This is a genomic window from Microbacterium sp. S1037 (genome assembly GCF_048381605.1).
Taxonomy (GTDB): Bacteria; Actinomycetota; Actinomycetes; order Actinomycetales; family Microbacteriaceae; genus Microbacterium; species Microbacterium testaceum_B.
In genome coordinates, this window is the sequence record NZ_JBLWIG010000003.1 from 683,583 (window position 1) to 707,506 (window position 23,924).

The 23,924-nt window shown below is 70.2% G+C and carries 23 protein-coding genes; 7 read left to right on the forward strand and 16 right to left on the reverse strand.

What is annotated here, in order from left to right:
* Window positions 1–43: 43 nt before the first annotated feature.
* The 6 genes from ACMW4R_RS18315 to ACMW4R_RS18340 form a co-directional block, all read right to left on the reverse strand.
* Entirely contained in the window at window positions 44–1,630 is a 1,587-nt protein-coding gene (locus ACMW4R_RS18315; protein ID WP_418300610.1) for a hypothetical protein, read from the reverse strand.
* Entirely contained in the window at window positions 1,612–2,355 is a 744-nt protein-coding gene (locus ACMW4R_RS18320) for an ABC transporter ATP-binding protein (RefSeq protein WP_058614160.1), read from the reverse strand. The genes ACMW4R_RS18315 and ACMW4R_RS18320 overlap by 19 nt, the downstream gene beginning before the upstream one ends.
* A gap of 138 nt (window positions 2,356–2,493) precedes the next feature.
* Window positions 2,494–3,786 carry an ABC transporter permease gene (locus ACMW4R_RS18325; protein ID WP_418300611.1) on the reverse strand — a complete coding sequence of 431 codons (1,293 nt, stop codon included), beginning with the start codon at window positions 3,784–3,786 and terminating at the stop codon, window positions 2,494–2,496.
* A complete protein-coding gene (locus ACMW4R_RS18330) occupies window positions 3,786–4,595 on the reverse strand; it encodes an ABC transporter ATP-binding protein (protein WP_058595057.1) in 810 nt (269 codons plus the stop codon). The genes ACMW4R_RS18325 and ACMW4R_RS18330 overlap by 1 nt, the downstream gene beginning before the upstream one ends.
* Window positions 4,592–5,635 carry an efflux RND transporter periplasmic adaptor subunit gene (locus tag ACMW4R_RS18335; protein ID WP_058595058.1) on the reverse strand — a complete coding sequence of 348 codons (1,044 nt, stop codon included), beginning with the start codon at window positions 5,633–5,635 and terminating at the stop codon, window positions 4,592–4,594. Before ACMW4R_RS18335 ends, ACMW4R_RS18330 begins: the two co-directional genes overlap by 4 nt.
* Window positions 5,636–5,794: 159 nt before the next feature.
* Window positions 5,795–7,282 (reverse strand): amino acid permease, encoded by a 1,488-nt coding sequence (locus tag ACMW4R_RS18340; protein ID WP_058595059.1) that lies wholly within the window; start codon window positions 7,280–7,282, stop codon window positions 5,795–5,797.
* A gap of 160 nt (window positions 7,283–7,442) precedes the next feature.
* On the opposite strand from ACMW4R_RS18340, the gene ACMW4R_RS18345 reads away from it, so the two are divergent.
* From ACMW4R_RS18345 to ACMW4R_RS18355, 3 genes are all read left to right on the forward strand, one after another.
* Entirely contained in the window at window positions 7,443–7,790 is a 348-nt protein-coding gene (locus tag ACMW4R_RS18345) for a histone-like nucleoid-structuring protein Lsr2 (protein ID WP_058627514.1), read from the forward strand.
* Between the two features lie 2 nt (window positions 7,791–7,792).
* Window positions 7,793–8,548 carry an acetolactate decarboxylase gene (budA, locus tag ACMW4R_RS18350; protein WP_058627513.1) on the forward strand — a complete coding sequence of 252 codons (756 nt, stop codon included), beginning with the start codon at window positions 7,793–7,795 and terminating at the stop codon, window positions 8,546–8,548.
* Between the two features lie 90 nt (window positions 8,549–8,638).
* A complete protein-coding gene (locus ACMW4R_RS18355; RefSeq protein ID WP_418300612.1) occupies window positions 8,639–8,977 on the forward strand; it encodes a histone-like nucleoid-structuring protein Lsr2 in 339 nt (112 codons plus the stop codon).
* Window positions 8,978–9,027: 50 nt separating this feature from the next.
* Here ACMW4R_RS18355 and ACMW4R_RS18360 read toward each other — a convergent pair whose 3' ends face one another.
* On the reverse strand, window positions 9,028–10,101 hold the full coding sequence (locus tag ACMW4R_RS18360) for a Glu/Leu/Phe/Val dehydrogenase dimerization domain-containing protein (RefSeq protein WP_418300613.1): 1,074 nt from the start codon (window positions 10,099–10,101) through the stop codon (window positions 9,028–9,030).
* 235 nt (window positions 10,102–10,336) lie between these two features.
* On the opposite strand from ACMW4R_RS18360, the gene ACMW4R_RS18365 reads away from it, so the two are divergent.
* Window positions 10,337–10,813, forward strand: a complete 477-nt coding sequence (locus ACMW4R_RS18365; protein WP_058595064.1) for a YbaK/EbsC family protein — start codon at window positions 10,337–10,339, stop codon at window positions 10,811–10,813.
* Window positions 10,814–10,949: 136 nt separating this feature from the next.
* Here the strand turns inward: ACMW4R_RS18365 and ACMW4R_RS18370 are convergent, their stop codons facing one another.
* The 4 genes from ACMW4R_RS18370 to ACMW4R_RS18385 are packed head-to-tail and all read right to left on the reverse strand — an operon-like array spanning window position 10,950 to window position 16,181.
* The gene (locus ACMW4R_RS18370) at window positions 10,950–12,896 is read right to left on the reverse strand and encodes a glycogen debranching N-terminal domain-containing protein (protein ID WP_418300614.1); all 1,947 of its coding nucleotides are present in this window, start codon (window positions 12,894–12,896) and stop codon (window positions 10,950–10,952) included.
* Window positions 12,893–13,807, reverse strand: a complete 915-nt coding sequence (locus tag ACMW4R_RS18375; RefSeq protein ID WP_058613445.1) for a carbohydrate ABC transporter permease — start codon at window positions 13,805–13,807, stop codon at window positions 12,893–12,895. Before ACMW4R_RS18375 ends, ACMW4R_RS18370 begins: the two co-directional genes overlap by 4 nt.
* Window positions 13,804–14,937 carry a carbohydrate ABC transporter permease gene (locus ACMW4R_RS18380; protein ID WP_418300615.1) on the reverse strand — a complete coding sequence of 378 codons (1,134 nt, stop codon included), beginning with the start codon at window positions 14,935–14,937 and terminating at the stop codon, window positions 13,804–13,806. Before ACMW4R_RS18380 ends, ACMW4R_RS18375 begins: the two co-directional genes overlap by 4 nt.
* Before the next feature lie 5 nt (window positions 14,938–14,942).
* Entirely contained in the window at window positions 14,943–16,181 is a 1,239-nt protein-coding gene (locus ACMW4R_RS18385; RefSeq protein ID WP_418300616.1) for a sugar ABC transporter substrate-binding protein, read from the reverse strand.
* A 188-nt stretch (window positions 16,182–16,369) separates the two neighbouring features.
* Between ACMW4R_RS18385 and ACMW4R_RS18390 the strand changes: the two genes are divergently transcribed.
* A complete protein-coding gene (locus tag ACMW4R_RS18390) occupies window positions 16,370–17,368 on the forward strand; it encodes a LacI family DNA-binding transcriptional regulator (RefSeq protein WP_058595069.1) in 999 nt (332 codons plus the stop codon).
* Between the two features lie 129 nt (window positions 17,369–17,497).
* On the opposite strand, the gene ACMW4R_RS18395 is transcribed toward ACMW4R_RS18390, so the two are convergent.
* Window positions 17,498–18,271 (reverse strand): IclR family transcriptional regulator, encoded by a 774-nt coding sequence (locus tag ACMW4R_RS18395; protein ID WP_418300617.1) that lies wholly within the window; start codon window positions 18,269–18,271, stop codon window positions 17,498–17,500.
* 61 nt (window positions 18,272–18,332) lie between these two features.
* On the opposite strand from ACMW4R_RS18395, the gene hutH reads away from it, so the two are divergent.
* Window positions 18,333–19,862 carry a histidine ammonia-lyase gene (gene hutH / locus ACMW4R_RS18400; protein WP_418300618.1) on the forward strand — a complete coding sequence of 510 codons (1,530 nt, stop codon included), beginning with the start codon at window positions 18,333–18,335 and terminating at the stop codon, window positions 19,860–19,862.
* A 38-nt stretch (window positions 19,863–19,900) separates the two neighbouring features.
* Here the strand turns inward: hutH and ACMW4R_RS18405 are convergent, their stop codons facing one another.
* From ACMW4R_RS18405 to ACMW4R_RS18420, 4 genes are all read right to left on the reverse strand, one after another.
* On the reverse strand, window positions 19,901–20,365 hold the full coding sequence (locus ACMW4R_RS18405; RefSeq protein ID WP_058613450.1) for a SixA phosphatase family protein: 465 nt from the start codon (window positions 20,363–20,365) through the stop codon (window positions 19,901–19,903).
* A gap of 182 nt (window positions 20,366–20,547) precedes the next feature.
* On the reverse strand, window positions 20,548–20,898 hold the full coding sequence (locus tag ACMW4R_RS18410) for a gamma-glutamylcyclotransferase family protein (protein WP_058595073.1): 351 nt from the start codon (window positions 20,896–20,898) through the stop codon (window positions 20,548–20,550).
* Window positions 20,899–20,936: 38 nt separating this feature from the next.
* Complete coding sequence (locus ACMW4R_RS18415) at window positions 20,937–22,208, reverse strand: DUF445 domain-containing protein (RefSeq protein WP_058595107.1); 1,272 nt, start codon at window positions 22,206–22,208, stop codon at window positions 20,937–20,939.
* Window positions 22,208–23,371 (reverse strand): acyl-CoA dehydrogenase family protein, encoded by a 1,164-nt coding sequence (locus ACMW4R_RS18420; RefSeq protein WP_418300619.1) that lies wholly within the window; start codon window positions 23,369–23,371, stop codon window positions 22,208–22,210. Before ACMW4R_RS18420 ends, ACMW4R_RS18415 begins: the two co-directional genes overlap by 1 nt.
* A gap of 78 nt (window positions 23,372–23,449) precedes the next feature.
* Here ACMW4R_RS18420 and ACMW4R_RS18425 point away from each other — a divergent pair, with 78 nt between their 5' ends.
* Window positions 23,450–23,854 carry a hypothetical protein gene (locus tag ACMW4R_RS18425; protein ID WP_058595075.1) on the forward strand — a complete coding sequence of 135 codons (405 nt, stop codon included), beginning with the start codon at window positions 23,450–23,452 and terminating at the stop codon, window positions 23,852–23,854.
* Window positions 23,855–23,924: the final 70 nt, after the last annotated feature.

The following is a 23,924-nucleotide window of genomic DNA, read 5'->3' on the forward strand; positions in this document are numbered from 1 at the left end:
TTTGGGTCGAACGCCGGCGCCGGGCGAACGGCATCCTCCCCGCTTACGCCCCCTGGAACGACCGCAACTGCGCGAGGAGGCTCGGCGCGTTGACGTCGAAGCGTTTCCCGCCGAGCACCACTCCGGCCGCGAGCACGATGAGGCCGAGCACGGGGCCCACGACGAACGCGATCCAACCCGCGAGGCTCGATCCCGAGAAGGTCGCGATCACGGCAGGGATCACCGTCGGCAGGCCGATGACGGCCACGAGGGCCCAGCACGCGAAGAACGTCAGGAACATCGAGAACGACGAGCCCGGCACGCGCTTGAACGGCGAGTCGCCCGGGGCCGGTGTGGGCACCACGAGGAACGCCGAGCTCACCGCGCTGATGCCGAAGCCGATGAGGGTCAGTCCGAGCGAGGCGCCGAGCACCGGCGGGAGCAGGTCCCACCGGCCCGAGATCCCGATCGTGACGAGATCGGCGAGCACGACGAGCGGGAGCGTGATGCTCGCGACGCCGAGTGTGCGCCCGAGCCGATCGGCGCGGCCCCGGATGCCGGTCTGCATGACGGTCGCGAAAGCCGTGCCGTCGTACGAGATGTCGGAGTAGGGGAGCACCCCCGCGAAGAACCCGACCAGCAGGCCCGAGAGGGCGAAGAACGGTCCGCTGACGTCCCACTGGGAGTAGATGAGCACGAGGATCGGCGCGAACGGGATGAGCAGCAGCTGCCGGATGTAGCGCAGATCGCGGGTCCACGACGTGAGCGAGCGGGCCCAGGTCGCCCCGACGGGGTTCGACGGCATGACGCCGAACCAGCCGAGCGATCCCGTCTTGCGCTTCGCCGTCGACCGGGCAGGCGGGGCGATGACGGATGCCGAGAGGTTGCGGAACCACAGCACCCACAGCATGCCGAGGGTCGCCAGGGCGATCACGAACTTCAGGATCGCGGTCAGCCACGAGCCGGTCGCGAGGTCGCCGGGCACGGCCCAGGCGGCACCGATCGGCGTCCAGGAGATCGCGCCCACGAGTGACTGCAGCTGCAGGCCCTGGGCGGTGGCGGACTGCACCGCGTTCAGGATGCCGATGAGGATCGGGCTCGCGAAGATCACCAGCGCGAATGCGAGAAGCCCGATCAGTTCCTTCGTGCGGCGTCCGCCGCCCATCCCGGATGCCAGGGCGGCGACGGTCCGCGAGGCGACGACGCAGATCAGCACCGCGATCGGGACGCACACGATCGCGGCGATCGCCGCTACCGGCTCATGTACCCACACGAGGAAGGTGAGCAGGCTGCCGACGACGGTCGCGAGGCCGCCGACGCCGGTGAGCCCGCCGGCGGTGATCGCGATCATCATCTGCGTCGTGGTCATCGGGAACGGAGCGAGCTTCGCGGGATCCAGGGTCGTGTCGACCCCGGTCGCGAAGATCGGACCGAGCACCCATCCGAGGATCAGCACGGCTCCCGCCCCGGTGACGATCGATCGAGCGACGTCGAATTCGAGGGTGCCGGCGAAGAACAACCCGACCGCGGCGAACAGCAGCATCCACAGCGCGCCGAGCACGCCGAAGATGAACCCGACCAACTGCATCGGGCTGCGCGCGAGGGTGTTGCCGAGGACGCGGAAACGGATTCTCAGGACTGTCGCAACCACTGCGGCCCCTCCGCGTGGTGGCGTCCGCCGACGAGCTCGACGAAGCGGTCCTGCAGGGTCTTGCCCGCGCGCACCTCGTCGACGGTTCCGGATGCCAGCAGTCGGCCCTGAGCGATGACGGCGACGTGATCGCACATGCGCTGCACGAGGTCCATCGAGTGACTCGACACGATGACCGTGCCGCCCGAGGCGGTGTAGCCGCGGAGGATGTCCTCGATGTTAGCGGCCGACACGGGATCCACCGACTCGAAGGGCTCGTCGAGCACCAGCAGACGCGGCGCGTGGACGAGGGCGCAGGCGAGGGCGACCTTCTTGGTCATGCCCGCGGAGTAGTCCACGACGGGGGTACCGGCGGCCTCGGTCAGGTCCATGATGCGCAGGAGGTCGGCCGTGCGCGTGGCGACCTCGTCGCGCGTGAGGCCGAACATCATGCCCGTGTACGTCACGAGCTGTTCGCCGGTGAGCCGGTCGAAGAGCCGGACTCCGTCGGCGAGGTTGCCGATGAGCTTCTTGGCCTCCACCGGCTGCGCCCACACGTCGACGCCGTGGATGTGCACCGTTCCGGCGTCGGGACGCAGCAGGCCCGTCGCCATCGACAGCGTCGTCGTCTTCCCGGCACCGTTGGGGCCGACCAGGCCGTAGAACGACCCCGCGGGGACGCGGAGGTCGAGACCGGCGACGGCGACCTTCTCGCCGAACCGCTTCACGAGGCCCGTGATGTCCATCGCGGGGAGCGAATCGGTGGGGGTCGGGGGAGCGACCCCGTCGGGCAGGGCGGAGGGCGGCGGCACGGCGCTCGAGGAGTCGGTCACGTTCCGAACCTATCGGGCGCTCCGCCGCGCGGCGAGGCTCCCGCGCGGACGTCAGTAGCGGATCGCATCGATGACCTTGACCCGCACCGCGACGAGGGCCGGCAGCAGTCCCGCCAGGGCACCCACCGCGGTGGCCGCGACGAGGCCGACGATCGCGGCATCCACGGGGAAGGGCGGGAAGTCACTGACCATGCCCTGACCGACGAGGTCGCGCATCGCCGGTGACTGCACGATCAGGATCGCCGCCACCACGCCGAGGGCGCCCGCGACGACCGTGGCGACCACGCTCTCCATCATCACGGCGAAGAAGACCCGACCCGCCGTCGCTCCGAAGCTGCGTCGGATACCGATCTCGCGCACCCGCTGCTTGACCGTGACCAGGGCGATGTTGACCAGGCCCAGCGCGCCGAGCAGGAGGACGAGCACCGCGATCCCGATCACCACGAGCTTCGTCACCAGGAACGGGTCGTTGCCGTACTGCGCCCAGTCCTGCCGCGACACGTTCACCTTGGTGCCTTCGCCGAGGGCGGCCTGCAGGTCGCGCGTGACGGCCGCCGTGAGGGCGTCTGCGAGCTCGGGCGGCACCCACATCTCGTACTGGCTCTGCGGTGCTCCGCCGCCGCCGTACGGGTCCGCGGCCGCGGCCGCCGACCCGCGTTCACCGGTGGCGGCCTTCTGCATCGCCTCCGCGTGCCGCGCGAGCATGATCATCGTCGGCTCGGTCTCCCACGTGCTGGCGGGAGTCACTCCGACGACCACCGCGAGCGTGCCTCCGGCGGGGATTCCGGATGCCGCGCCCGGGACGCCGTCCCCACCGAGCGCCACAACCGGGTGGCTCTCGAGCGGCGGTCGGCCCATGCGGTCCCAGAAGACCTCGTTCACGATGATCCGCGGTGCGAGCTGTTGTTCGTCGGTCGGCGAGAACCACGAGCCCTCGGTCAGCTGGACGCGGTGCATCTCTCCGAAAGGCTGGTCGACGGCCTGCGTACCGACCTGGACCGCGCCCGTCGCGAACGGGACCATCTGGACGGTGTTCTGCACACGCGACGCGTAGGAGATGTCGTAGCGCTCGAGGACCTTGCTCCACGCGGCATCCATGTCCGCAGGGTCGATCGCCCCGTCCAGACGGAACGCCGAGACGTAGAGGGTGGCGGGCCTGCCGCCCTGACGTTCGCTGAGCTCCTGGTTCGCCTGCTGCACGATTGCGCCGAGGGCGACCACCGTGGTCAGCGAGCACACGGCCACGGCGACGCCGATGAGCGAGAGGAGCACCCGCGTGCGGTGCACGCGCACCTCTTGCCAGGCCTCGAGCAGGGCCCCGACGAAGCCGGTGAGCCCGCGCATCAGGACTCCCTCCGATCATCGGCGAACATGTCGAGCACGTCGGCTTCGTCTTCAGCCGCGTCACCGCTCGGCTCGACCGGTGCCATCTCGCGCATCTCGCGCCGTGTGAGCGGCTCGAACGCGGGATCGTCCACGGGCGTCAGGATGCCGCGGTCCAGGCGGAAGTGCCGGCGCGCGCGCCGCGCGATCATCGGGTCGTGCGTGATGACGACCTGCGCCGCGCCGGTGCGTTCGGCGACGTCGTCGATCAGTTCCATGACGCTCTGGCCGGTGTCGAGGTCGAGGGCGCCCGTGGGCTCGTCGGCGAGGATCAGGCGCGGCCCGCGCACGAGGGAACGGGCGATCGCGACGCGCTGCTGCTCTCCGCCGGACAGGCGGTCGGGCATGCTGTTCAGCCGGTGCCCGAGACCAACCAACTCGAGCATCTCGGCGGCGATCCGCTTGCGCTGCCAGAACGTCCGTCCCGACGAGTAGAGCAACGGCATCGTGACGTTCTCGAGTGCCGTGCGTCCCGCGAGCAGGTTGAACTGCTGGAAGACGAAGCCGATGGAGGCGCCGCGCAAGCGGTCGCGTCGAGCGCTCGAGTAGCTCTTCACCGGGCGGTCGTCGAAGCTGATCACGCCGCTGGTGGGAAGGTCGAGCAGACCGAGCAGGTTGAGCAGGGTGGACTTCCCCGAGCCGGAGCGGCCGACGATCGACACGTGGTCGCCCGGTTCGATGGTGAGGTTCACCCCGGAGAGGATCGTCAGGGCGGGCTGATCCGGAGGGATCACGGTGCGGGTGACGTCCTCGAGTCGGAGGAGGCTCACGACGCCGGTACCGACTCGCAGAACATCGTCCCATCGGGGTACGTGGTGCAGTTGTCTCCCGCGCCCGATCCCGCCATCGCGCCGGGGGCGAACTCGAGCACCTCTTCGCCCTCGGTCAATCCCTGCGTGATCTCGACCTGGGTCCCGTCCGTCAGGCCGAGGGCGACGGGGCGCTCCTCGGTCGCGCCGTCGGCCGTCGACACCCAGACCGTCCCGCTCTGGGCGGCCCCGCGGACGGCGGTGGTCGGGACGACGAGCACATTCTCGGCCTTACCGCCGGCGATGGTCATCTCGGCCGCGAGCCCGGCGAACACGGTGACCTCGCCGGGGACGGCGCACGTCACCGTCGTCCCGGAGCCGCCGCCCGAGGAGGAGGTGCCGCCGGCTGTCGACTCCCCGTCGCCGGCGCTTCCCGCGAGAGGCGTGACCAGGCGCAGGTTCGTGCATGTGAAGGGTGCGGGTCCGCCGGTGATGGCGACCGAGGCTTCGGTGGGTCGGTTGAGGAGGCGGTACTGCTGCGCGGCCTCGAGCGTCCCCGTCACCGAGAAGGTCGGGGGAGCGACGTTCCCCGCCGCCATGCCGACCGTGACGTCCTGGCCCTCGAGCACCGCGAGGGAACTGAGTGTTCCGCCCGCGGGCGCCGTCACGTCCTCGTAGCGGAAGATCGCGGGCTTCGGCTTGCCCTCCTCGTCCACGCTGTCGGCAGGATCACGCTCGATCGGAACCTTGACGTTGAAGATGACGTCGCCCTGGTTGACCGCCGACCCCTGCGTGATGAAGATCCTGTTGACGACCCCACCGGCGGTGGACTTCACCGGAACCGCCGGGTCGGCCGCCACGGCCGCCGTGACGACGACGTCGTTCGTGATCGTCCCGAGCGCTGCCGGAACGCGCGGCTCGACGATCGCGCCCGTGGGCTCGGCGGGAGACGCGTCGGCCGGCCGATCCGGGAAGAACGCCAGCTTGATCAGAGCGGCCGCGACCAGCGCGACCAGAAGCAGACGAAGAATCGGGAAAACCCAGGTGCGTGCGATCCCCATGAAACCCCCCGGAGCGGTGATCGTCGTCGATGGACGCTTCTCACCCTAGGGGGAGGGACATATCGCGCACGTATCGCGTGTGGTCTCGCCGTCTGCTTCATCGAGGCAGCAGGGCCCCGGCGGAACGGTGTCCGCCGGGGCCCTGGCATCCGGGACCGATCAGTTCTTCGGTGGAGTGATGACGTGCGGCGTGACGTCTTGCAGTCCCACGCGCGCGTGCCGGCGCGAGTACGCGAAGTAGATCGCGAAGCCGATCGCCAGCCAGATGAGGAAGCGCAACCACGTCTCGACCGAGAGATTGAGCATCAGGTAGGTGCAGATCGCCGCCGACAGGATCGGAAGCACCGGGCTCAGCGGGACGCGGAATCCGCGCTTGAGGTCGGGCCGCGTCCGGCGCAGCACCACCACGCCGATCGAGACGAGCACGAAGGCCGAGAGGGTGCCGATGTTGACCATCTCCTCGAGGATGCCGACCGGCGTGAGGCCGGCCACGACCGCCACCACCGCGGTGACGATGATCGAGATGACCCACGGGGTGCGGAAGCGGGGGTGCACCTTCGCCAGAGCGCCCGGCAGGAGTCGGTCGCGCGACATGGCGAAGATGATGCGCGTGGCTCCGATGAGCAGCGTGAGCACGACGGTGGTGAGGCCCGCGACGGCGCCCGCGGCGATGACGGTGGCCATCCAGGTCTGGCCGTGGAAGGCGAAGGCCTCGGCCAGCGCGGCCTTCGGGTTGAGCTGGTCGTACGGGACCATTCCCGTCACGACGATCGCGACCGCGCAGTAGAGGATCGTGCAGATGACGAGCGAGGCGATGATGCCGATCGGGAGGTCGCGCTGCGGCTTCTTCGTCTCTTCGGCGGTCGTCGCGACGACATCGAAGCCGATGTAGGCGAAGAAGACGAGGGCCGCACCCGCGAGGATGCCGCCGACGCCGAACGTCGCCGGCTGCAATCCGGAGAGGAATTGCAGCAGAGGCTGGGTCAGGCCCGAGGTCGACTCGGTCGGGACGGATGCCGGGATGAACGGGTCGTAGTTCGCCGGGGCGATGAACATGATGCCCGCGATGATGACGAACAGCACGATGAACAACTTCACCGCGACGAGGACGAGATTCACCCGCAGCGATTCCTTGATGCCGATCGTCATCAGGCCGCCCAAGACGAGCACCAGGAGGATGGCCGGGACGTCGACGACGCCCCCCGAACTGATGCCCGCAGGCAGGACGACGCCGAGCTGCTGCAGGAAAGCCGAGAGATAGGCGCTCCAGCCCTGCGCGACGACGCTCGCGCCGAGGAACATCTCGAGGATCAGGTCCCACCCGATGATCCAGGCGAAGAGCTCGCCCAGCGAGGCGTAGGAGAACGTGTAAGCCGAGCCCGAGACGGGCACCGTGGACGCGAACTCGGCGTAGCACATCGCCGCGAGGCCGCAGGCGATCGCCGCGATGACGAAGCTGATCACGACGGCGGGACCGGCGACGTCGTGCGCCGCGCGCCCGGTGAGGGTGAAGATACCGGCGCCGATCACCACGCCTACCCCGAAGACGGTGAGGTCGACGGCGCTGAGGGACTTCTTCAGCCGGAACTCCGGCTCGTCGGTGTCGGCGATCGACTGCTCGACCGACTTCGTGCGGAATAGGCTCACGCGCAACTCTCCTAACGGGCGCTCTCGGTGCGAACGCCACGGGGGAGGATAGCGCTTCTCGTCGCTCGTGCCTATCGCCCCCCTGAAGATGAGCGACAGGGTGTACCACATTCTTGAATGTCGCTGTCAATTGCGTAAAAGGTGTAGCGTTTTATGCATCATGGCAATCAAGCACATCACTCACCTCGTTGACGATCTCGACGGCTCCGTTCTCGAAGAGGGCGAAGGAAAGCAGATCACCTTCTCCGTCGAAGGTCGTGCCTACGAAATCGATTTGTCGAACCGCAACGCGGATAAGTTCTACAACGCCATCGCTCCTTTCGTCGACGCCGCGCGCTCGGTCTCGCGGACGACGACCACCTCGCGTCGCCCTCGTGCCGCACGCCGCGACAACGACCTGGACCTCGGCGCGGTGCGCGAGTGGGCGCGGGCGAACGGGCACACGGTGAGCGATCGCGGTCGCGTTCCCGCCGCGGTGCTCGAAGCGTATTCAGCCGCCCAGTCCTGATCGTGCCGGGGGACATTCGCCCCGCAGCAGTGATCAACCCGGGTGTCGTCACGCAATTCGCCGCTCTCGACGCCCTTCTGGGTGGGTTGTATTCCACCGGTATCACCGTGGGCGACGCGCGCGCCCTCGGCGATACCGGCATCGGATGCTGCGAGCGATTCGGTGGCGAGGTCATCGTGCTCGACGGCGAATTCTTCGCGTGCACCACGGACGGGCCTCCGCGTCGTATGAGCGACGACGAGACCATGCCGTTCCTCGACATGTGCTCTTTCGGGGAACCGCTCTCCCGCGCCGTCCGCGACCTCGACGGACCGGCGCTCGCGGCGGAGATCGACGGCGTCCTCGTCAGCCGGAACCTGTTCCACGCGATCCGCCTGGACGGCGTCGTGGCGCGGGTTCGCACGCGCCTCACGCCGCGCGAACAACCGCCGTTCCGACGTCTCGCCGAGGTCACCGCGGAGCAGATCGAGACCGTGTCGCACGACGTGCGCGGAACGGTCGTGGGGTTCTGGATGCCGGGCCTCTATCAGGGCATCACCGTTGCGGGTCTGCACCTGCATTTCCTCAGCGAGGACCGCGCTCTCGGCGGACATGTTCTGGAGATCTCCATCCGTGAGGCGGTTCTGCGGGTATCCGCGTATGCGCGATTCGCGCTTCACCTGCCTACCGACGACGAATTCCTCTCGAACGAACTCACGCACGATGAGGACCGCCGGATCGGTGCGATTGAGGGCGGTGCTTCTCGCTCAGAGGGGTGAGGAGATGTGTTCCGATCGGCGGGTTAGTCGAGGGGTGAATTACCATTCTTTCGCCCCGTGGCTCCATAACGCCGGTCTTATGATCGCGGCATGGCCAAGAAGCACATCACACAGCTGATCGACGATCTCGACGGTTCCGTCCTCGAAAGCGGATCGACGATCACATTCTCTCTCGAGGGTCGCGCCTACGAGATCGATCTCTCCGAGAAGAATGCCGCGAAGCTGCGCGAGGCAATTGAACCGTTCACGACGGCGGCGCGCTCGATCGGCTCATCGAACCATGCCGCACATCGCGCTTCGCGCGGCCGTGCTCCTTCCTCTCGAGACCTCGCGGATGTGCGTGCCTGGGCGGAAAAGAATGGGCACTCCATCAATCCGCGCGGTCGCATTTCCTCCGCTGTTCTCTCGGCGTACGACGCCGCACACTGACCGAAAAGAATCCGGATGCCGCGAGAGCGCGGCATCCGGATTCTTCGTGTTCAGACCAGTGCGCCCGAGCTGGCGCCTTCGCGCAGGCGCTCCGCGGCGACTCCCTCGGCGGCGGCGAGCGGTGTGACTCCGCGCGATTCGGCTTCGTCGAAGATCCGGCGGAGGGTGTCGCCGATACCCGCCACGCGCGTCATGATCTCGTCGCGGGTTCCGCGCTGCTTGGCCTCGAGGTCGAGGTAGATGACCCCGCCGGCGTTCACCACGAAGTCGGGTGCGTACAGGATGCCGCGCTGCGCCAGCCGGTCGGCCCCGGATCGATCCGCGAGCGGGTTGTTGGCGGGGCCGCAGACCGCGCGGGCGTCCAACGCATCGATGACCTCGTCGGTCAGCACGCCGCCGATCCCGGCGGGGACGAAGACGTCTGCGGCGACCAGGTGTGCTTCGTGCGGCTCGACCCACGCGGCCCCGAGCTCGGCGGCGAGCGCGCGCTTGGCGGGATTCACGTCGGTGACCGTGAGTACGGCGCCCTCGGACGCGAGGCGGGCGGCGAGTCGGCCGCCGACCTGGCCGAGTCCGGCCACGGTGATGCGGCGTTCGGCGACGTCGCGGACGCCCACACTCCGCTCGAGGGTGGCGATGAGTGAGGCGTAGACGCCGAGGCTCGTCGGCCCGGCGGGTTCGCCGGAACCGCCGCCCGCCTCGGGCAGACCCACGACGTGGGAGGTTCGCTCGCTCACCACGAGCATGTCGTCGGTGGTCGAACCGACGTCTTCGGCGGTGCGGTAGAGACCGCCGAGGCTTTCGACGGCGTCACCCAGATCGAGGAACGCGGCGCGGCGTCGGTCGGGGTCGAGCACCCTGCCCGGCGGCAGGCCGATGACCGACTTCCCGCCCCCGGCATCGAGGCCCGCCGAGGCGTTCTTGAGCGTCATCGCCGCCGAGAGGCGGAGAGCGTCGCCGAGTGCGTCGCTCCAGGTGGGGTAGGTCCACAGGCGGGCACCGCCGAGAGCGGAGCCCAGCACCGATGAGTGGAGGGCGACGGCGATGAAGAGGCCGCTGCGGCTTCCCGTCACCACCTCCACGCGTTCGTGGGCGAAATCGGGCAGGGGCAGGGCGTGGGTCATCGCGATCCTTGTCGTCGGCCACCTTGTGGGTGGCGCTCTCCGGGTGCCGCGGCTTTGCGGCATCCGTCCTCCATTCTGACTCGCGCGCGCTCCGGGCGCGAGGGCGGCGCGCCCGTCGGTGTGCCGTCACGCGGAGATGGCGGGCGACACGCCGTTTGGGAGCTGCCGCGGCGGGCGTGTCGGGGGAGAACTCCGCCGGACGGGCCGCGGCGCGCGTGGCTCTAGGCTGTCGGGCATGACCGACGCCCTCCCCACTCGCAGCCGTCTCGTCGCCGCATCGCTGGAGTCCGCCGGCATCGCGGGCACGATCATCGTCCTTCCGGATGCCGCCTCCACCGCCGCCCTGGCGGCTGCGGCCCTCGACATCGAAGTGGGGGCGATCGCGAACAGCCTCGTGTTCTGGAGCGACGACGAGCCCCTCCTCGTGATGACCAGCGGAGCGCACCGGGTGGATACGAGAGGGCTGGCCGAACGCCTGGGACGCGGCACCATCCGCCGAGCGACGCCCGAGCAGGTCCTCGCGGCGACGGGTCAGCCGATCGGCGGTGTCGCCCCGACGGGGCACCCCGCGCCGCTCACCACGATCGTGGACGAGGACCTGGCCGCGTTCCCCGAGATCTGGGCGGCGGGCGGCACCCCGCACACCGTGTTCCCCCTGACGTTCGACGAGCTGGTGCGCCTGACCGGCGGAACGGTCGCGAAGGTCGACTGAGCCGGGCCCCCGGGTTTGGGGCGCGTTCTTCCGTTTGGGGCGCGGAATGTCGCGCCCCGAACGGAATCGCGTGCCCCAAACCGAGCGGCGCGCTCCGGACCAGAGGGGGAGGGGTGGGCGGAGGCGGCGCGCGGGGTCAGGCGTGAGGCGTGAGCGCGGTCAGGCAGACCACCGCGGCGGCGGCCGACCAGGCCTGGGGGCGGCAGGCCGCGGGGTAGGGGGTCGGCACCGACGAGTGGCTGCGCGGGTCGCCCGCGTGCAGCTCGGGAACCCGGTAGGCGAAGCCCTCCGCGGCGTTGAGCAGCCCCTCGACCACCGCTCGGGCGTCGTCGCGGAGCCCCGCCCGGAGCATCCCATGGGCGGCGATCGCGGTGTCGTGCACCCACACACTGCCGCCGTGGTACGACAGCGGCCAGTAGCCGTCGGCATCCGTCGACATGGTCCGGATGCCGTACCCCGTCGACATGCTCTCGCCCAGCAGCAGCGCAGCGACGTGCTCCTCCTCCTCGGGCTCGAGGACGCCGGTGCCGATCAGGTGGCCGATGTTGCTGGTGAGCGTGTCCACCGGGCGCTTCGCGCGGTCGAGGGCGACAGCCGGGTAGCGCCCCTCGGAGGTCTCGACCCAGTAGGCCTCGGCGAAGCGCGCCTTGAGATCGGCGGCCCAGGATCGCCAGAACGCCGCGTCGGCGGCATCCGTTCCTTCCCCGAACTCCTCGAGGAGAGCGGCGCCGGCGAGAGCCGCCTCGTACGCGTAGGCCTGCACCTCGCACAGGGCGATGGGGCCCTCGGCGAGGCGACCGTCGCGCCACTGGATCGAATCCCCGGAGTCTTTCCACCCCTGGTTCGACAGCCCGGTGCCGAGGCGATCGATGTAGTCGAGGAAGCCGTCGCCGTCGCTGTCGCCGTGGTCGCGGATCCAGCCGAGCGCGGCGCGCAGCGCCGGCAGCAGTTCGCGCACCTCGGCTACGGGCATGCCCGCACGCCACGCGTCGCCGAGCAGGCAGATCCACAGCGGTGTCGAGTCGACGCTCCCGTAGTACTTCGGGGGCAGCACGATGCCCTCACCGGGCATCTCGAGCGCGGACGCCCGCAGCTCGTGCAGGATCTTGCCGGGCTCCTGCGCCGTCTGCGCGTCGTCGTCGGTGCCCTGCAGGCGCGCGAGAACGCGGAGAGTGGATGCCGCGATCTCGCTGTCGAGGGGAAGAGCGAGGCGCGCGGCCCAGATCGAATCGCGTCCGAACAGCGTGAAGAACCACGGGGCACCCGCGGCGAAGAACTCGTCGTCGGGATGCTCGGGCAGCACGAGGCGGAGGGCGTCGAGATCGTCCAGGGCGGTGCGCACCCAGCGACCGAGGCGAGGGTCGGGCGAGCTCGCCGCCACCGCGGCCGCATCCCACCGGGCCGGCGCGGTCGCCGCCCCCACGACGAGGGTGTCGTCGCGGAGGGTGAGGGTCCAGGCCACCTCGGCGGTGCCGAAAGCGGGGACCTCCACCTCCCAGCGCGCCTCGATCCCCTCGGGACCGGATGCCACGCGGCCCCCCGGAGCCGCGAGTTCGAGGCCCTGCGCGCCGGCGTCGACCGTGACACGGTCGCCGTCGATGTCGACGACCGTGTCACGGGCGTGCGCGTGCCCGGACTTGACCTCGTGCAGCTGGGCGAACTCGGGCGAGAGCGTGAGGCGCAGTGTCGTCGAGATCGGCCGGTCGACGCGGGAGCGCAGGGTCCAGGTCTCGCTGACGAGCCCGTCGGCGACGCGGCGGTCGCGGAGCAGGCGCACCTTCGGGTCGGGGGTCGTGTCGTCGAGCCCGCGGAGCAGTCCGCCGAGGACGAGGCGCGAGGTGCCGTCGGGGGCGGCCGAGATCCATTCGACCGGGGAGCCGTCGCAGGTCAGCGAGAGCGAGCGTACGTGCCGCACGTCGCCGTGGTAGACCCCGTGCACGGGGGCGGCACCCATGTCGCCCGTGGTGTCGGACCACACCTGGGTGGGGGCGCGCAGCACGATCACCGCGTCGTCGAGGAGCGGCTGCAGGGGAGTGGTCTCGGTGGTCGTCCCGGCCGGTGAGGTGGTGGGGGCGGTGGTCATTCTTTGACGGCTCCTTCGCTGGAGTTCATGATGCGGCGCTGGAAGATGAAGAACACCACGGCGACGGGGATCGTCATGATGGCGGCGGCCGCGAGTTTGAGGGGGAACTGGCTGCCCTGGCTGAGCTGGCCGCTCGCGAGCGAGGCGACGCCCTTGGTCAGGGTGGTGAGTTCGGGGGACTGGGTGGAGATGACGAAGTGGCTCAGTTCGTTCCACGAGCCCTGGAACGACAGGATGACGATGGTGATGAGCGCGGGTCGCGCCATCGGCAGCACGACCGACCAGAAGATGCGGAACGTGCCGGCCCCGTCGATGCGCGCCTGCTCCTCGACGGACGGCGGGATCGACTCGAAGAAGTTCTTCATGATGAAGACACCGGCGGCATCCACGAGGAGCGGAAGGATCATGCCGGCGTACGAGTCGTAGATGCCGAGCTGGTTGATCACGAGGAACTTCGGGATCAGCAGCACGACGGTGGGGACTGCCATCACGGCGACGAGACCCGCGAATACGATCCCGCGTCCGCGGAACTGCAGGCGCGCGAGCGCATAGCCGGCGAGCGAGTTGAAGAACACCCGGCCCGCGGTGACGAAAACGGTCACCACGACGGAGTTGCCGAACCACACGGGGAAGTCGGAGTTCAGGAACAGCCGCTCGTAGGCCGCCCACGTGAAGGGCTGCGGCGTCAGCGAGATCGGATCGGCCGCGGCCGCGGCATCCGTCTTGAACGATGTCGCCACCTGGACGAGGAAGGGATAGATGTAGATCAGGGCGAGGACGATGAGCAGCGCGTAGAGGCCGATCTGCCACCCGAGAGCCTTGCGCGAGAGACGGTGCTTCGCGGGGCGTGCGGGACCGGCGAGCCGCTGCTCGGCGAGCACGGTCGTCTGCGGGGATGCCGTGGCGGTCATCGCGTGCCTCCCTTCGCGGTTGCGGTGGCTTTCTGGACGGTGGTCGGCACCTCGTACTGCCGGATGCGTCGACGTGAGACCGGGCGGTCGCGCAGGACGAAGCGCTGCAGGATCGTCAGAGCGACGATGATGACGAACAGCACGAAGGCGATCGCGGCCCCCTGCCCCCACTGCTGCGAGAGGAACGCGGCGGAGTAGCTGAGGTAGGCGGGGGTCAGGGTCGTCTTTCCGGGGCCGCCCTGCGTGCCGGTGTAGATCTGGTCGAACACCTGCCAGGTGCCGATGAGGCCCAGGGTCAGCACGGTGAACAGCACGGGCTTGAGCTGGGGGAGCGTCACCCGCCAGAAGCGCTGCCACCCGTTCGCACCGTCCATCATGGCGGCCTCCTGCACGTCGCCGCCGATGTTCTGCAGGCCCGCGATGAACAACAGCATGAAGGTGCCCGAGGTCGTGAACACGGCCATGAGGATGAACGCCGACATCGCGACCGAGGGACCGGCGAGCCAGTCCCACCACGAGACGCCGAGCAGCGTGTTGTCGGTGAGGAAAGTCGGGCCGCTCGTGACGCCCACGGCGCCGAGGAGGTTGTGTACGACTCCCGAGGGGTCGCTGAACCAGTTCGGTCCATTGATGCCGAGCCACGACAGGACCTCATTGATGGCTCCGGACGACGAGAAGAGGAACAGCCAGAGCACCGTGATCGCGACCGAGCTCGTCACCGATGGGAAGTAGAAGGCGGTGCGGAAGAAGCCGCGACCGCGCAGGATCGCGCGGTTGACCAGCACAGCGAGGAAGAGGGAGAGCGCCGTCTGCAGCGGCACGACCAGCAGGACGTACCAGGCGTTGTTGCGCAGGGCCGTGCCGAAGTCGCGTTCGGCGAGGCCGCCGCCGGTGGTGACCGCGGCGTAGTTGTCGAGGCCGACGAAGCCGACGTTCGACGAGAAGGGGCTGCCACGCCCGGTCCAGTCCGAGAAGCTCACCCAGAGCGCCATCAGCACGGGGACGAGCAGGAACACGCCCAGGATGATCAACACGGGAGCGGTGAAGAGCCAGCCGGCGGCGGCCTCGCCGCGCCGGATCCCCGAGGAGGACGACCCGGCGCGGCGAGGCGCGGTGGAGAGAGCGCTCATGTCGATTACTTGACGATGGCCTCGAGGTTGGACTGCGCCGTCTTCAGCAGCGCCTGCGGGTCACCCGTCTTCAGCGACTCCAGCTGCGCGTTGAAGTCGGTGATGACGTCGGCGGCTCCGGCCATGTTCGGCGGGAACTGCGCGTACGCAGCTCCCGCGAGGAAGGCGGTCTGGTCGGGGTTGGCCGACGACCACGCGTCAGCCGCGGACTGGATCGACGGCATCGGTCCGAAGGCCTTCGAGAACGCGAGCTGCTGGTCGGTGCTCGTCAGGTATTGGACGAGGTCGCGCGCCTGCTCCTGGTTGCCGCTGTCGGCGGCGAGCCCCCAGCAGTTGGTGAACTGCAGCGTGCCCTTGCCGCCGGGGCCGGCGGGAAGCTCGGCGACGGTGTACTTCACGTCGGGGTAGTCGGCCTTCATGGCGCCGGTGATCCAGTTGCCCTCGATCACCATCGCGGCCTTCTGGGTGCCGAGGGCTTCGCCACCCCAGCCGGCTCCCACGTCGGAGGCGAACGCGAAGCTGCCGTCGTTCAGGTGGGTCTTCACGTAGGTCAGCGTCTCGACGTTCGCGGAGCTGTCGGCCGTGGCCTTGCCGTCGGTGACGAGGCCGCCACCCGCCTGCGCCATGAACGCGCCCACGCGCTGGTACTCGGCGCCGAAGGCCAGACCGACGCGCCCGTCCGCGGTGAGCTTCTGGGCGACGGATGCCAACTGGTCCCACGTCGTGGGGATGTCGGCATCCGTGAGCCCGGCGGCCGACCACAGGTCGGTGTTGATGATGAGCGCGAGGGTCGAGAAGTCCTTGGGAGCGCAGTAGAACTTCCCGTCGACGGTGAAGTTGTCGACGAGTGAGGGGTAGAAGTCGCTCTTGTTCTCGAGATCGTCTCCGTACGCCGCGATCGACCCGTTCGCCGCGTAGCCGGCGAGGGCTTCGGGCGCGAGGTAGAAGAGATCCGGCGGGGAACCCGCGGCGAAGCCCTGCGAGAGCTGCTGGGGGAGGTCGTTGGCGGTCTGGACCTCGGCCTGGACGCCGGACTTCTCGCTCCACGCCGCGACCGCGTCGGTGACGGCCTTGGTCTCGGCGTCGCCGGAGGAACCGATGAGGATGCTGAGCTTTCCGCTTCCGGAGGCCTGCCCCTCGCCGGGGCTGTCGTTGAAGCCCGAGCCGCAGGCGGTGAGCGTGAGTGCTCCGGTGGCGAGCAGGGCGCCCGCGGTGAGCCAGAGGCGGGCTGGATGCCGTGTCATGTGTCTCTCTCCTTCGATGAGGCATGCGACCCCTCCGCATGTGATCGGAGGGTCAAAGTTTGAACGTTCAAACTTTGATGCGACCACCGTACGAAAGGCCGGTCGCGCCTGTCAAGTGGTTGTCGTGCGCCTTAGGCTGACGGTCGGGCGGCGCGCGCCGCCGGGGTCGAGCAGCGAGGGGGGACTGCGTGGCGAAAGCGCCTACCGTCGACGATGTCGCCCGTGTCGCGGGCGTCTCGCGGCAGACGGTATCGAACGTCGTGAACACCCCCGACATCGTGAAGGAAGCGACGCGCCTGCGCGTGGAAGCGGCCATCGCCGAGCTGGGCTACCGGCCCCACGCCGCCGCGCGACGCCTGCGGACCCGCCGCAGCTCGACCATCGGCATCCATCTCGATCCCTACGCGGGCGGGATCTCGGGTGTCGTCCTCGACCGTTTCGTCCACGCCCTCACGGAGCGTGCCGGCGACCGTGACATGCGAGTGCTCCTGTACGCGGCGCGCACGCCCGAGGAGGAGATCGCGCGGCTCGGCGATCTGCTCGAAGGGGGAGAGGTGGATGCCGTCGTCGTCACCGGCACCTTCCACGGCGACCCGCGCACCGGGTGGCTGACCGCGCGAAACCTGCCGTTCGTCTCGTTCGGTCGCCCGTGGGGCGAGGACGACGTCGAGGCCCCGGCGCACCTCTGGGTCGACGTCGACGGCGCCGCGGGAACCAGGGCGGCGACGGCGCACGCCCTCGCGCGCGGCGGCGGCCGCGTGGCTTTCCTCGGCTGGCCCGCGGGTTCGGGAACGGGTGACGACCGCGAACGCGGCTGGCGCGAGACGGTGGCCGACGGTCCGCGGTGGGTCGTCGAAGAGAACGTCGGGGCCGCGCGCGATGTCGTTGCCGCGGGCCTGGCCGCAGACTCCGGCGTCACGGGCATCGTCTGCGCGAGCGACTCCCTCGCGATCGGCGCCCACCTCGCGGCCACGCTCGCCGGGCGCGACGACGTCACCATCGTCGGCTTCGACAACACGCCCGCGGCCGAGGCGCTCGGACTCTCGAGTGTCGAGCAGCTGCCCGAGCGCGTGGCATCCGGTGCTCTCGATCTGCTCATGGGTGAGAACGGGACGGTGGTCGCCCCGCGCGCCGCCGTCGCCGGCGGTGCCCACGTGCTGGTGGAGCCGCGGCTGGTCGTGCGCTGAGGCGTTCCCCGCGGGTCGGCCGGGTGGTTGGGGCGGAATCTTCCGTTCGGGGCGCGGAAGATCACGCCCCGAACGGCAGAACGCGCCCCAAGACTCGCGTCATGCCGCGAACCTGCGCTGCGCCGGGTTTCAGGCGTGCCGGCCGATGCGGCGGGCGAGCTCGGCGGCGGTTCCGGATGCCGCTGACGCCAGCGCATCGGCATCGCGGGCGGGGCCGTCGGCGGGCCACGTGATCGCCACCGCCGCGGCGGGCCACCCGGCGTGGTCGAGCACCGCGGCGGCGACGGACCGGAATCCGGGCGTGATCTCGCCGTTCTCGCTCGCGTAGCCGTCGGCTCTCACGAGCCGGAGCACCTCGCGCAGTTCACGCGGGGTCGCGGGGCCTGTGCCGTGACGCTGGGTGAGGGCCGTGGCATCCGGGAACAGCGCCCGCACCTGCTCGCGGGGGAGCGCCGCGAGCATCGCGCGACCCGTTGCGGTGAGGTGCGCGGGCAGTCGCACGCCCACGTCGGTGACGAGCGTCGGGCGGTGCGGAGCGCGTTCCTCGACGATGTAGAGCACGTCGCGTCCGGCCAGCACGGCGAGGTGCGCACTCTCGCCCACGCGATCGGAGAGCGCGGCGAGCAGCGGGCGGCCCAATCGGGCGAGCGGCTGCTGTCGGGCGTAGCCGCCGCCGAGTTCGAACGCCGCGGTGCCCAGACCCCAGCGGCGGTCGCCGGGCAGGTGAACCACGTATCCGTGCTGCTCAAGCGTCGCCAGCAGGTGATAGGTGCTCGAGCGAGGGATCCCGAGTGACGCCGCGATCGTCTGCGCGGCGATCGGCCCGGGCTGGCGCGCGAGCAGCGAGAGGATCCGCAGCGTCTGATCGGCGGCGGGTACCTGCGGTCGCGTGTTGTCTGGCATGACAGACACAGGATGCCAGATCCCCGCCGTTCCGCGCTCTCGCACGCGATGGAATCGGCGTATGCACTCCATCGTCACCGTCGGTTCCGTCCCCCTCGTCCCCGCCGATGTCGTCGCCGTCGCCCGGCACGACGCCCGGGTCACCGTCGATGCGGAGGCGATGCGGCGCGTCGCGCAGACCCGCGCGCTGATCGAGGGGCTCGCCGACGACCCGCAGCCGCACTACGGCATCTCCACGGGATTCGGTGCCCTGGCCACGACCTTCATCGCCGAGGACCGGCGCGCCCAGCTGCAGGCGAGCCTCATCCGCTCTCACGCCGCCGGCACCGGCTCCGAGGTCGAGCGCGAGGTCGTGCGCGCTCTTATGCTGCTGCGGCTGCAGACGCTCGCGACCGGCCGGACGGGTGTGCGCCCCGTCGTCGTCGAGACCTACGCCGCCCTGCTGAACGCGGGCATCACCCCGATCGTGCGCGAGTACGGATCGCTCGGGTGCTCCGGCGACCTCGCCCCGCTCTCGCACGTGGCGCTCGCCGTGATGGGCGAAGGGGACGTGCGCGACGCGGACGGGCGGTCGATGACCGCCGGCGAAGCGCTCGCCGCCGCGGGGATCGAGCCGGTGCTCCTGCGCGAGAAAGAGGGCCTGGCCCTCATCAACGGAACCGACGGAATGCTCGGGATGCTGCTCCTCGCGGCGCACGATCTGGAAGTCCTTCTCACCACCGCCGACGTCGCGGCCGCGATCTCCGTCGAGTCGCAGCTGGGGACGGATGCCGTTTTCGCGGCGGATCTCATGGCGCTGCGACCGCAGCTCGGTCAGGCCGCCTCGGCGGCCAACCTTCGGGCGTTCCTGGCCGGCTCTCCCATCGTCGCCAGCCACCGCGGCCCGGAGTGCACGCGCGTCCAGGACGCATACTCGCTGCGCTGCGCGCCGCAGGTGCACGGCGCGGCGCGCGACACGCTCGCGCACGCGACGGCGGTGGCCGGGCGCGAGCTCGCCTCGGCGGTCGACAACCCCGTGGTGACCGTGGACGGGCGCGTCGAGTCGAACGGCAACTTCCACGGCGCGCCGGTCGCTTACGTGCTGGACTTCCTCGCGATCGCGGTGGCGGATGTGGCATCCATGTCGGAGCGACGCACCGACCGAGCGCTCGACGTCGCGCGCAGCAACGGGCTCCCGGCGTTCCTCGCCGACGAGGTCGGCGTCGACAGCGGCCTGATGATCGCGCAGTACGCGGCCGCCGGGATCGTGTCGGAGCTCAAGCGCCTCGCCGCGCCCGCGTCGGTGGACTCGATCCCCTCGAGTGCGATGCAGGAAGACCACGTCTCGATGGGATGGGCCGCGGCGCGCAAGCTCCGCCGGGCGCTCGACGGCCTCGCTCGCGTGCTCGCGATCGAGGTGATGACCGGATGCCGTGCCCTCGACCTGCGCTCTCCGCTGCAGCCCGCGGCGGCCACCGGTGCCGTCCGCGACCTTGTGCGGACCCGGGTCGAGGGTCCGGGCCCGGATCGTTTCGTCTCGCCCGAGATCGAGGCCGTGACGGAGCTGGTCGCCTCGGGTGATGTCGCGCGGGTGGCGGTCTCGGCGGTGTGACCGGGGCGGGGCGGCGCGGCTGGGTGTCCGCCACCGAGCTACGGCGTCAGCACCTCGAACTCGTCGGGGGCCGTGGCATCCACGTCGTCCCACGTTCCGTCGTGCCAGGTGAAGATCGCCACGGCGCACGTGACCATCCGCACGTCGCGATCGGCGAGCCGCGAGACGAGCGCGCTCATCCCGGGGTCGTGTGCGACGACCATCACCTCGTTCGAGCCCGCTTCGCGCGCGGCCGCGAGGAGCTGCGCCGGATCGGCGAGGTAGAGGTCGTCGCGAAGCGTGACCTCGACTTCGAATTCGGCGGCGAAGGCCTCGGCCGTGGTCGCCGCGCGCAGAGCGGTGCTCGACAGCAACACCTCGGGGCGCACACCCCGGCGGCTTACCGCGCGAGCGACCTGCGGGGCATCGCGTCGCCCTCGATCGTTGAGCGGTCGGTCGTGGTCGGCGAGGCCCTCGTCGGCCCAGTCGGACTTCGCGTGCCGCGCCAGCACCAGTTGGATCATCGTTCCTCCGCGTCACGCCGGTGTCGCGGGTTCGAGGCACGGCCCGCGTTCCACCGATCACAACGATATCGTCGGCCACAGACATCGGCCGGGGGCTGGTGCTCCGGAGTGCGGCGTGCTGCGGACCCCTGTCAGCGGCGCGAGGGCCCGAGCGCTTCGATCCGACGGCTGGGCGCCAGCTCTCAGATGCCGACGTAGACCCAGGCTTCCCGCCCACTGGCGAGGGCCGCTGACGTGCGTCGGTACAGCGCGACCTCGTACTCGTCGGCCGCGTCCAGTTCATCCGCGGTCAGTTCGAGCACCCGTCCGAACACGCGATCTCGCGGATCACCCGTGTGGCGCAGGATCGGGTGCGAGTCCAGCCCCGACAGCTGAGCGACGCGTTCGTCATCGATGTCGACCCATTCGAGGCGGTAGCCGGGCAGGGCGTCTTCGTCGCTCGGCACGCGGCGACCGAACGTGTCGAGCTGCACGTCGGGCAGCAGCAGCGTGCCGTACGAGAAGAGGAATTCCCGACCCGGATCGTCGCTCACGCGCTCAGGTTATCGACCCGCACGCGAGGTCGGTACGGTCACCCCCAGAAGAGGTGCGCGATCGTGAAGATGGCGAGACCCGCCAGGGCGCCGACGATCGTGCCGTTCAGGCGGATGTACTGCAGATCGCGGCCGACCATGAGTTCGATCTTCTCGGTGGTCTCTTCGGCATCCCATCTCTCGACGGTGTCGGTGATGATCGAGGCGATGTCGTGGCGATACCGCCCCACCACGAAGACCGCCGCGTCGGTGACCCAGCCGTCGACGCGCCGCTGCAGGGTCTCGTCGTTCTGGAGGCGGACACCGACCTCGGCGAGGGCCGCGCTCGCGCGTCGACGCAGCGCACTGTCGGGATCGGCGAGCGCGGTGAGCAGACCGGTCTTGGCGGTGTTCCAGGCGTCGGCCGCGAGCTGGCGGACGCGCGGACTGTCGAAGACGGACGCCTTCGCCTCTTCGAGGCGCATCATCGTCGCCGGGTCGTGCTGCAGGTTGTCGGCGAGTCGGGCCAGGTATCCGTCGATCGCGCCGCGCGCCTGGTGGCGGGGATCGGCGCGGACGGCGTCGACGAAGCTCACGGCCTCGCGGTAGATGGTGTCGTCCACCAGTCGCAGCGCAAGGCTCGGCACCCACGCGGGTAGACGCTGGGACACCAGACCCTGGAACACCTCGCGGTTGTTGCCCAGCCAGACGGCGATGTTGTCGAACGCGAGGTCCACGGCACCGTGATGTGCCCCCGAACTCACGACGCGCTCGAGCCATCCGCCGACCGAGGGGCCCCAGTCGGGGGAGAGCAGATGCTCGCGCGCGAGGTCTTCGATGAGGCCCTGCACATCCTCGTCGCTGAGAGCGCGCAGGATGCTCGTCGCGAGCGTCGCCCCCTCGGCGGCGAGTCGCTCGGCGTGGGCGGGCTCGGCGAGCCACGCCCCGGCCCGCGCGGCGAGAGGCGTCGACTCGAGCTTGGTGCGCACCACGTCGCCCTCGAGGAAGTTCGTCTCGACGAACTCCCCGAGCTGGCGTCCGATCTCGTCTTTGCGACGGGGGATGATCGCCGTATGGGGGATCGGGAGGCCGAGCGGATGCCGGAACAGAGCCGTCACCGCGAACCAGTCCGCGAGGGCACCGACCATGCCGCCCTCCGCTGCCGCGCGGACGTACTGCAGCCACGTGACGTCGCGCTGGAACGCGAACGCCACGGCGAAGATGACCGCCATCCCGATCAACGCGCCCAGTGCGACCCCCTTCATCCGGCGGAGGGCGCGCCGTCGCTCCTGGTCTGCGGGACTCAGCAGGGCGGTGGGGGTCCGCGCCATCACGACGACACCGGTCCGAGCCACGCCGTCGCGGCAGCGGAGTGCGCGGATTCGGGGTCGGAGGGGTGGAACATCCCGGCGAGCACGTCGCGGTAGAGCCGGCTCAGCTCGCTGTGCGCCGAGTATGACGACCCGCCGCCCACGAGGATCGCGTCGTCGACGACCGACTTGGCCATCGTGACGGCACGATGCTTCACCCCGGCGAGAAGCGAGAACCACCGGGCCCCGTGGTCGACGCGGGTGTCGACGTCGGTACTCAGGCCGGCGAGTTGCGGGGGTAGAGCGTCATAGGCGATCGCCATGTCGGCGATCCGCCAGCGGATGTCGGGGTCGTTCGCGTACGTCGTGCCGCTCTTCTTCGACCGCCGCGTGTGCGCGGTCTCGACGGCGAGGTCGAGGGCACGGCGGGCGACGCCGGTGTAGACCGAGGCGAGGAGGATCTCGAACACCGCGAAGATCCCGAACACGAGCGGGTCGGGCTGAGGCCCGGGCGCGAGTCGGCGCACGACGCGCTCCGCGGGGGCGGTCGCGCCGTGGAGTTCGGTGGTGCGGCTCTGGGTGCCCCGCATGCCCAGGGTGTCCCAGTCGTCGCGCGTCACGACCGCGTCGGTCCGGTCGAGGAAGGCGAACACCATTCGCGGCGCATCGGGCGAGGTGGTGTCGAGCCCGTGCACACCGAGGTGGTCCCAGACCGGGGCCAGCGACGTGAAGATCTTCGTGCCGGTGAACGAATAGCCGCCGTCTGCCGCGGGGCGCGCCTCGGTGTCGCTGCCGAAGAGCACGAGGTCGTTGCCCGCCTCGCTGATACCGAAGGCGAACACCTCGCCCGCCGCCGCGCCGCGCTGGACGAACGCGAGGTCGTCGATCCCGCGGTCCTGGAGAACCTTCGCGACGCCCGTCCAGACCAGGTGCATGTTGATCGCGAGGGCCGTCGCCGGCGCGGCGCCCGCGAGGCGCTGCTGCAGGATCGATGCCTCGGCCAGGGTGAGGCCCGCGCCCCCGCGATCGGTGGGGACCAGGATGCCGAGGTAACCCGCCGCCCGCAGCTCATCGAGGTCGTCCTGCGGGAACGTGTTGTCGCGGTCGTGCGTCACGGCCCGCTCGCGGATGCGCGCGAGCAGGTCGTCGGGCAGGAACCGAGCGGGATCGAACGGGGTGGTCATGGCATCCATTCTGTCGTCGTCGGTGAGCGGCGGGGCGTCCCGGCCCGAGAGTCCTCGCCGCCCCGCAGAATGGATGCCATGATCTCGACCGAGATGGCCCTCGCCCTGCGCGAAGCGGGGCTGGTGTGGCATCCGCGATCCGGCGACCGTTTCCAGCTCGACGAGCCCGAGTTCGAGGCGGACGTCTTCACCGTGAGCGAGATGACGGTCGAGCCTCGGGACTATCCGACGGGGCGCATCCTCGCGTTCAACGGCACGACCGAGTGGGCGCTGGACTCGGTGGCCACCGAGGACGCGCTCTGGCTGCCGTCGGAGTCGCAGCTGCGCGAGATGCTGCGCAGCGCCTTCCGCTCGCTGCGTCGCCTGTCTGACACGTACGAGGTCGAGATCTCGGTCGGCGGGGCGAGCGTGGTGTTCGACCACCCCGAACCCGCGGACGCGTACGCGCTCGCCGTGCTGGAGTTGTTGCGCCGGATCCAGTGAGGTTCGGTGCCGGGCGTGTGCCGGGCTCGTGCCGGGTGCCGGGTGCCGGGTGCCGGGTGCCGGGTGCCGG

What these genes read in the sequence shown, in the direction of transcription:
- ACMW4R_RS18320 (WP_058614160.1), bottom strand. Translation starts at nt 2,355, where the DNA reads ATGGACATCACGGGCCTCGTGAAGCGGTTCGGCGAGAAGGTCGCCGTC.
- ACMW4R_RS18325 (WP_418300611.1), bottom strand. Translation starts at nt 3,786, where the DNA reads ATGCGCGGGCTCACCGGCTTCGTCGGGGCCCTGCTCGAGGCCTGGCAA.
- ACMW4R_RS18335 (WP_058595058.1), bottom strand. Translation starts at nt 5,635, where the DNA reads ATGGGGATCGCACGCACCTGGGTTTTCCCGATTCTTCGTCTGCTTCTG.
- ACMW4R_RS18345 (WP_058627514.1), top strand. Translation starts at nt 7,443, where the DNA reads ATGGCAATCAAGCACATCACTCACCTCGTTGACGATCTCGACGGCTCC.
- ACMW4R_RS18355 (WP_418300612.1), top strand. Translation starts at nt 8,639, where the DNA reads ATGGCCAAGAAGCACATCACACAGCTGATCGACGATCTCGACGGTTCC.
- ACMW4R_RS18360 (WP_418300613.1), bottom strand. Translation starts at nt 10,101, where the DNA reads ATGACCCACGCCCTGCCCCTGCCCGATTTCGCCCACGAACGCGTGGAG.
- ACMW4R_RS18365 (WP_058595064.1), top strand. Translation starts at nt 10,337, where the DNA reads ATGACCGACGCCCTCCCCACTCGCAGCCGTCTCGTCGCCGCATCGCTG.
- ACMW4R_RS18370 (WP_418300614.1), bottom strand. Translation starts at nt 12,896, where the DNA reads ATGACCACCGCCCCCACCACCTCACCGGCCGGGACGACCACCGAGACC.
- ACMW4R_RS18375 (WP_058613445.1), bottom strand. Translation starts at nt 13,807, where the DNA reads ATGACCGCCACGGCATCCCCGCAGACGACCGTGCTCGCCGAGCAGCGG.
- ACMW4R_RS18380 (WP_418300615.1), bottom strand. Translation starts at nt 14,937, where the DNA reads ATGAGCGCTCTCTCCACCGCGCCTCGCCGCGCCGGGTCGTCCTCCTCG.
- ACMW4R_RS18385 (WP_418300616.1), bottom strand. Translation starts at nt 16,181, where the DNA reads ATGACACGGCATCCAGCCCGCCTCTGGCTCACCGCGGGCGCCCTGCTC.
- ACMW4R_RS18395 (WP_418300617.1), bottom strand. Translation starts at nt 18,271, where the DNA reads ATGCCAGACAACACGCGACCGCAGGTACCCGCCGCCGATCAGACGCTG.
- hutH (WP_418300618.1), top strand. Translation starts at nt 18,333, where the DNA reads ATGCACTCCATCGTCACCGTCGGTTCCGTCCCCCTCGTCCCCGCCGAT.
- ACMW4R_RS18405 (WP_058613450.1), bottom strand. Translation starts at nt 20,365, where the DNA reads ATGATCCAACTGGTGCTGGCGCGGCACGCGAAGTCCGACTGGGCCGAC.
- ACMW4R_RS18415 (WP_058595107.1), bottom strand. Translation starts at nt 22,208, where the DNA reads ATGGCGCGGACCCCCACCGCCCTGCTGAGTCCCGCAGACCAGGAGCGA.
- ACMW4R_RS18420 (WP_418300619.1), bottom strand. Translation starts at nt 23,371, where the DNA reads ATGACCACCCCGTTCGATCCCGCTCGGTTCCTGCCCGACGACCTGCTC.
- ACMW4R_RS18425 (WP_058595075.1), top strand. Translation starts at nt 23,450, where the DNA reads ATGATCTCGACCGAGATGGCCCTCGCCCTGCGCGAAGCGGGGCTGGTG.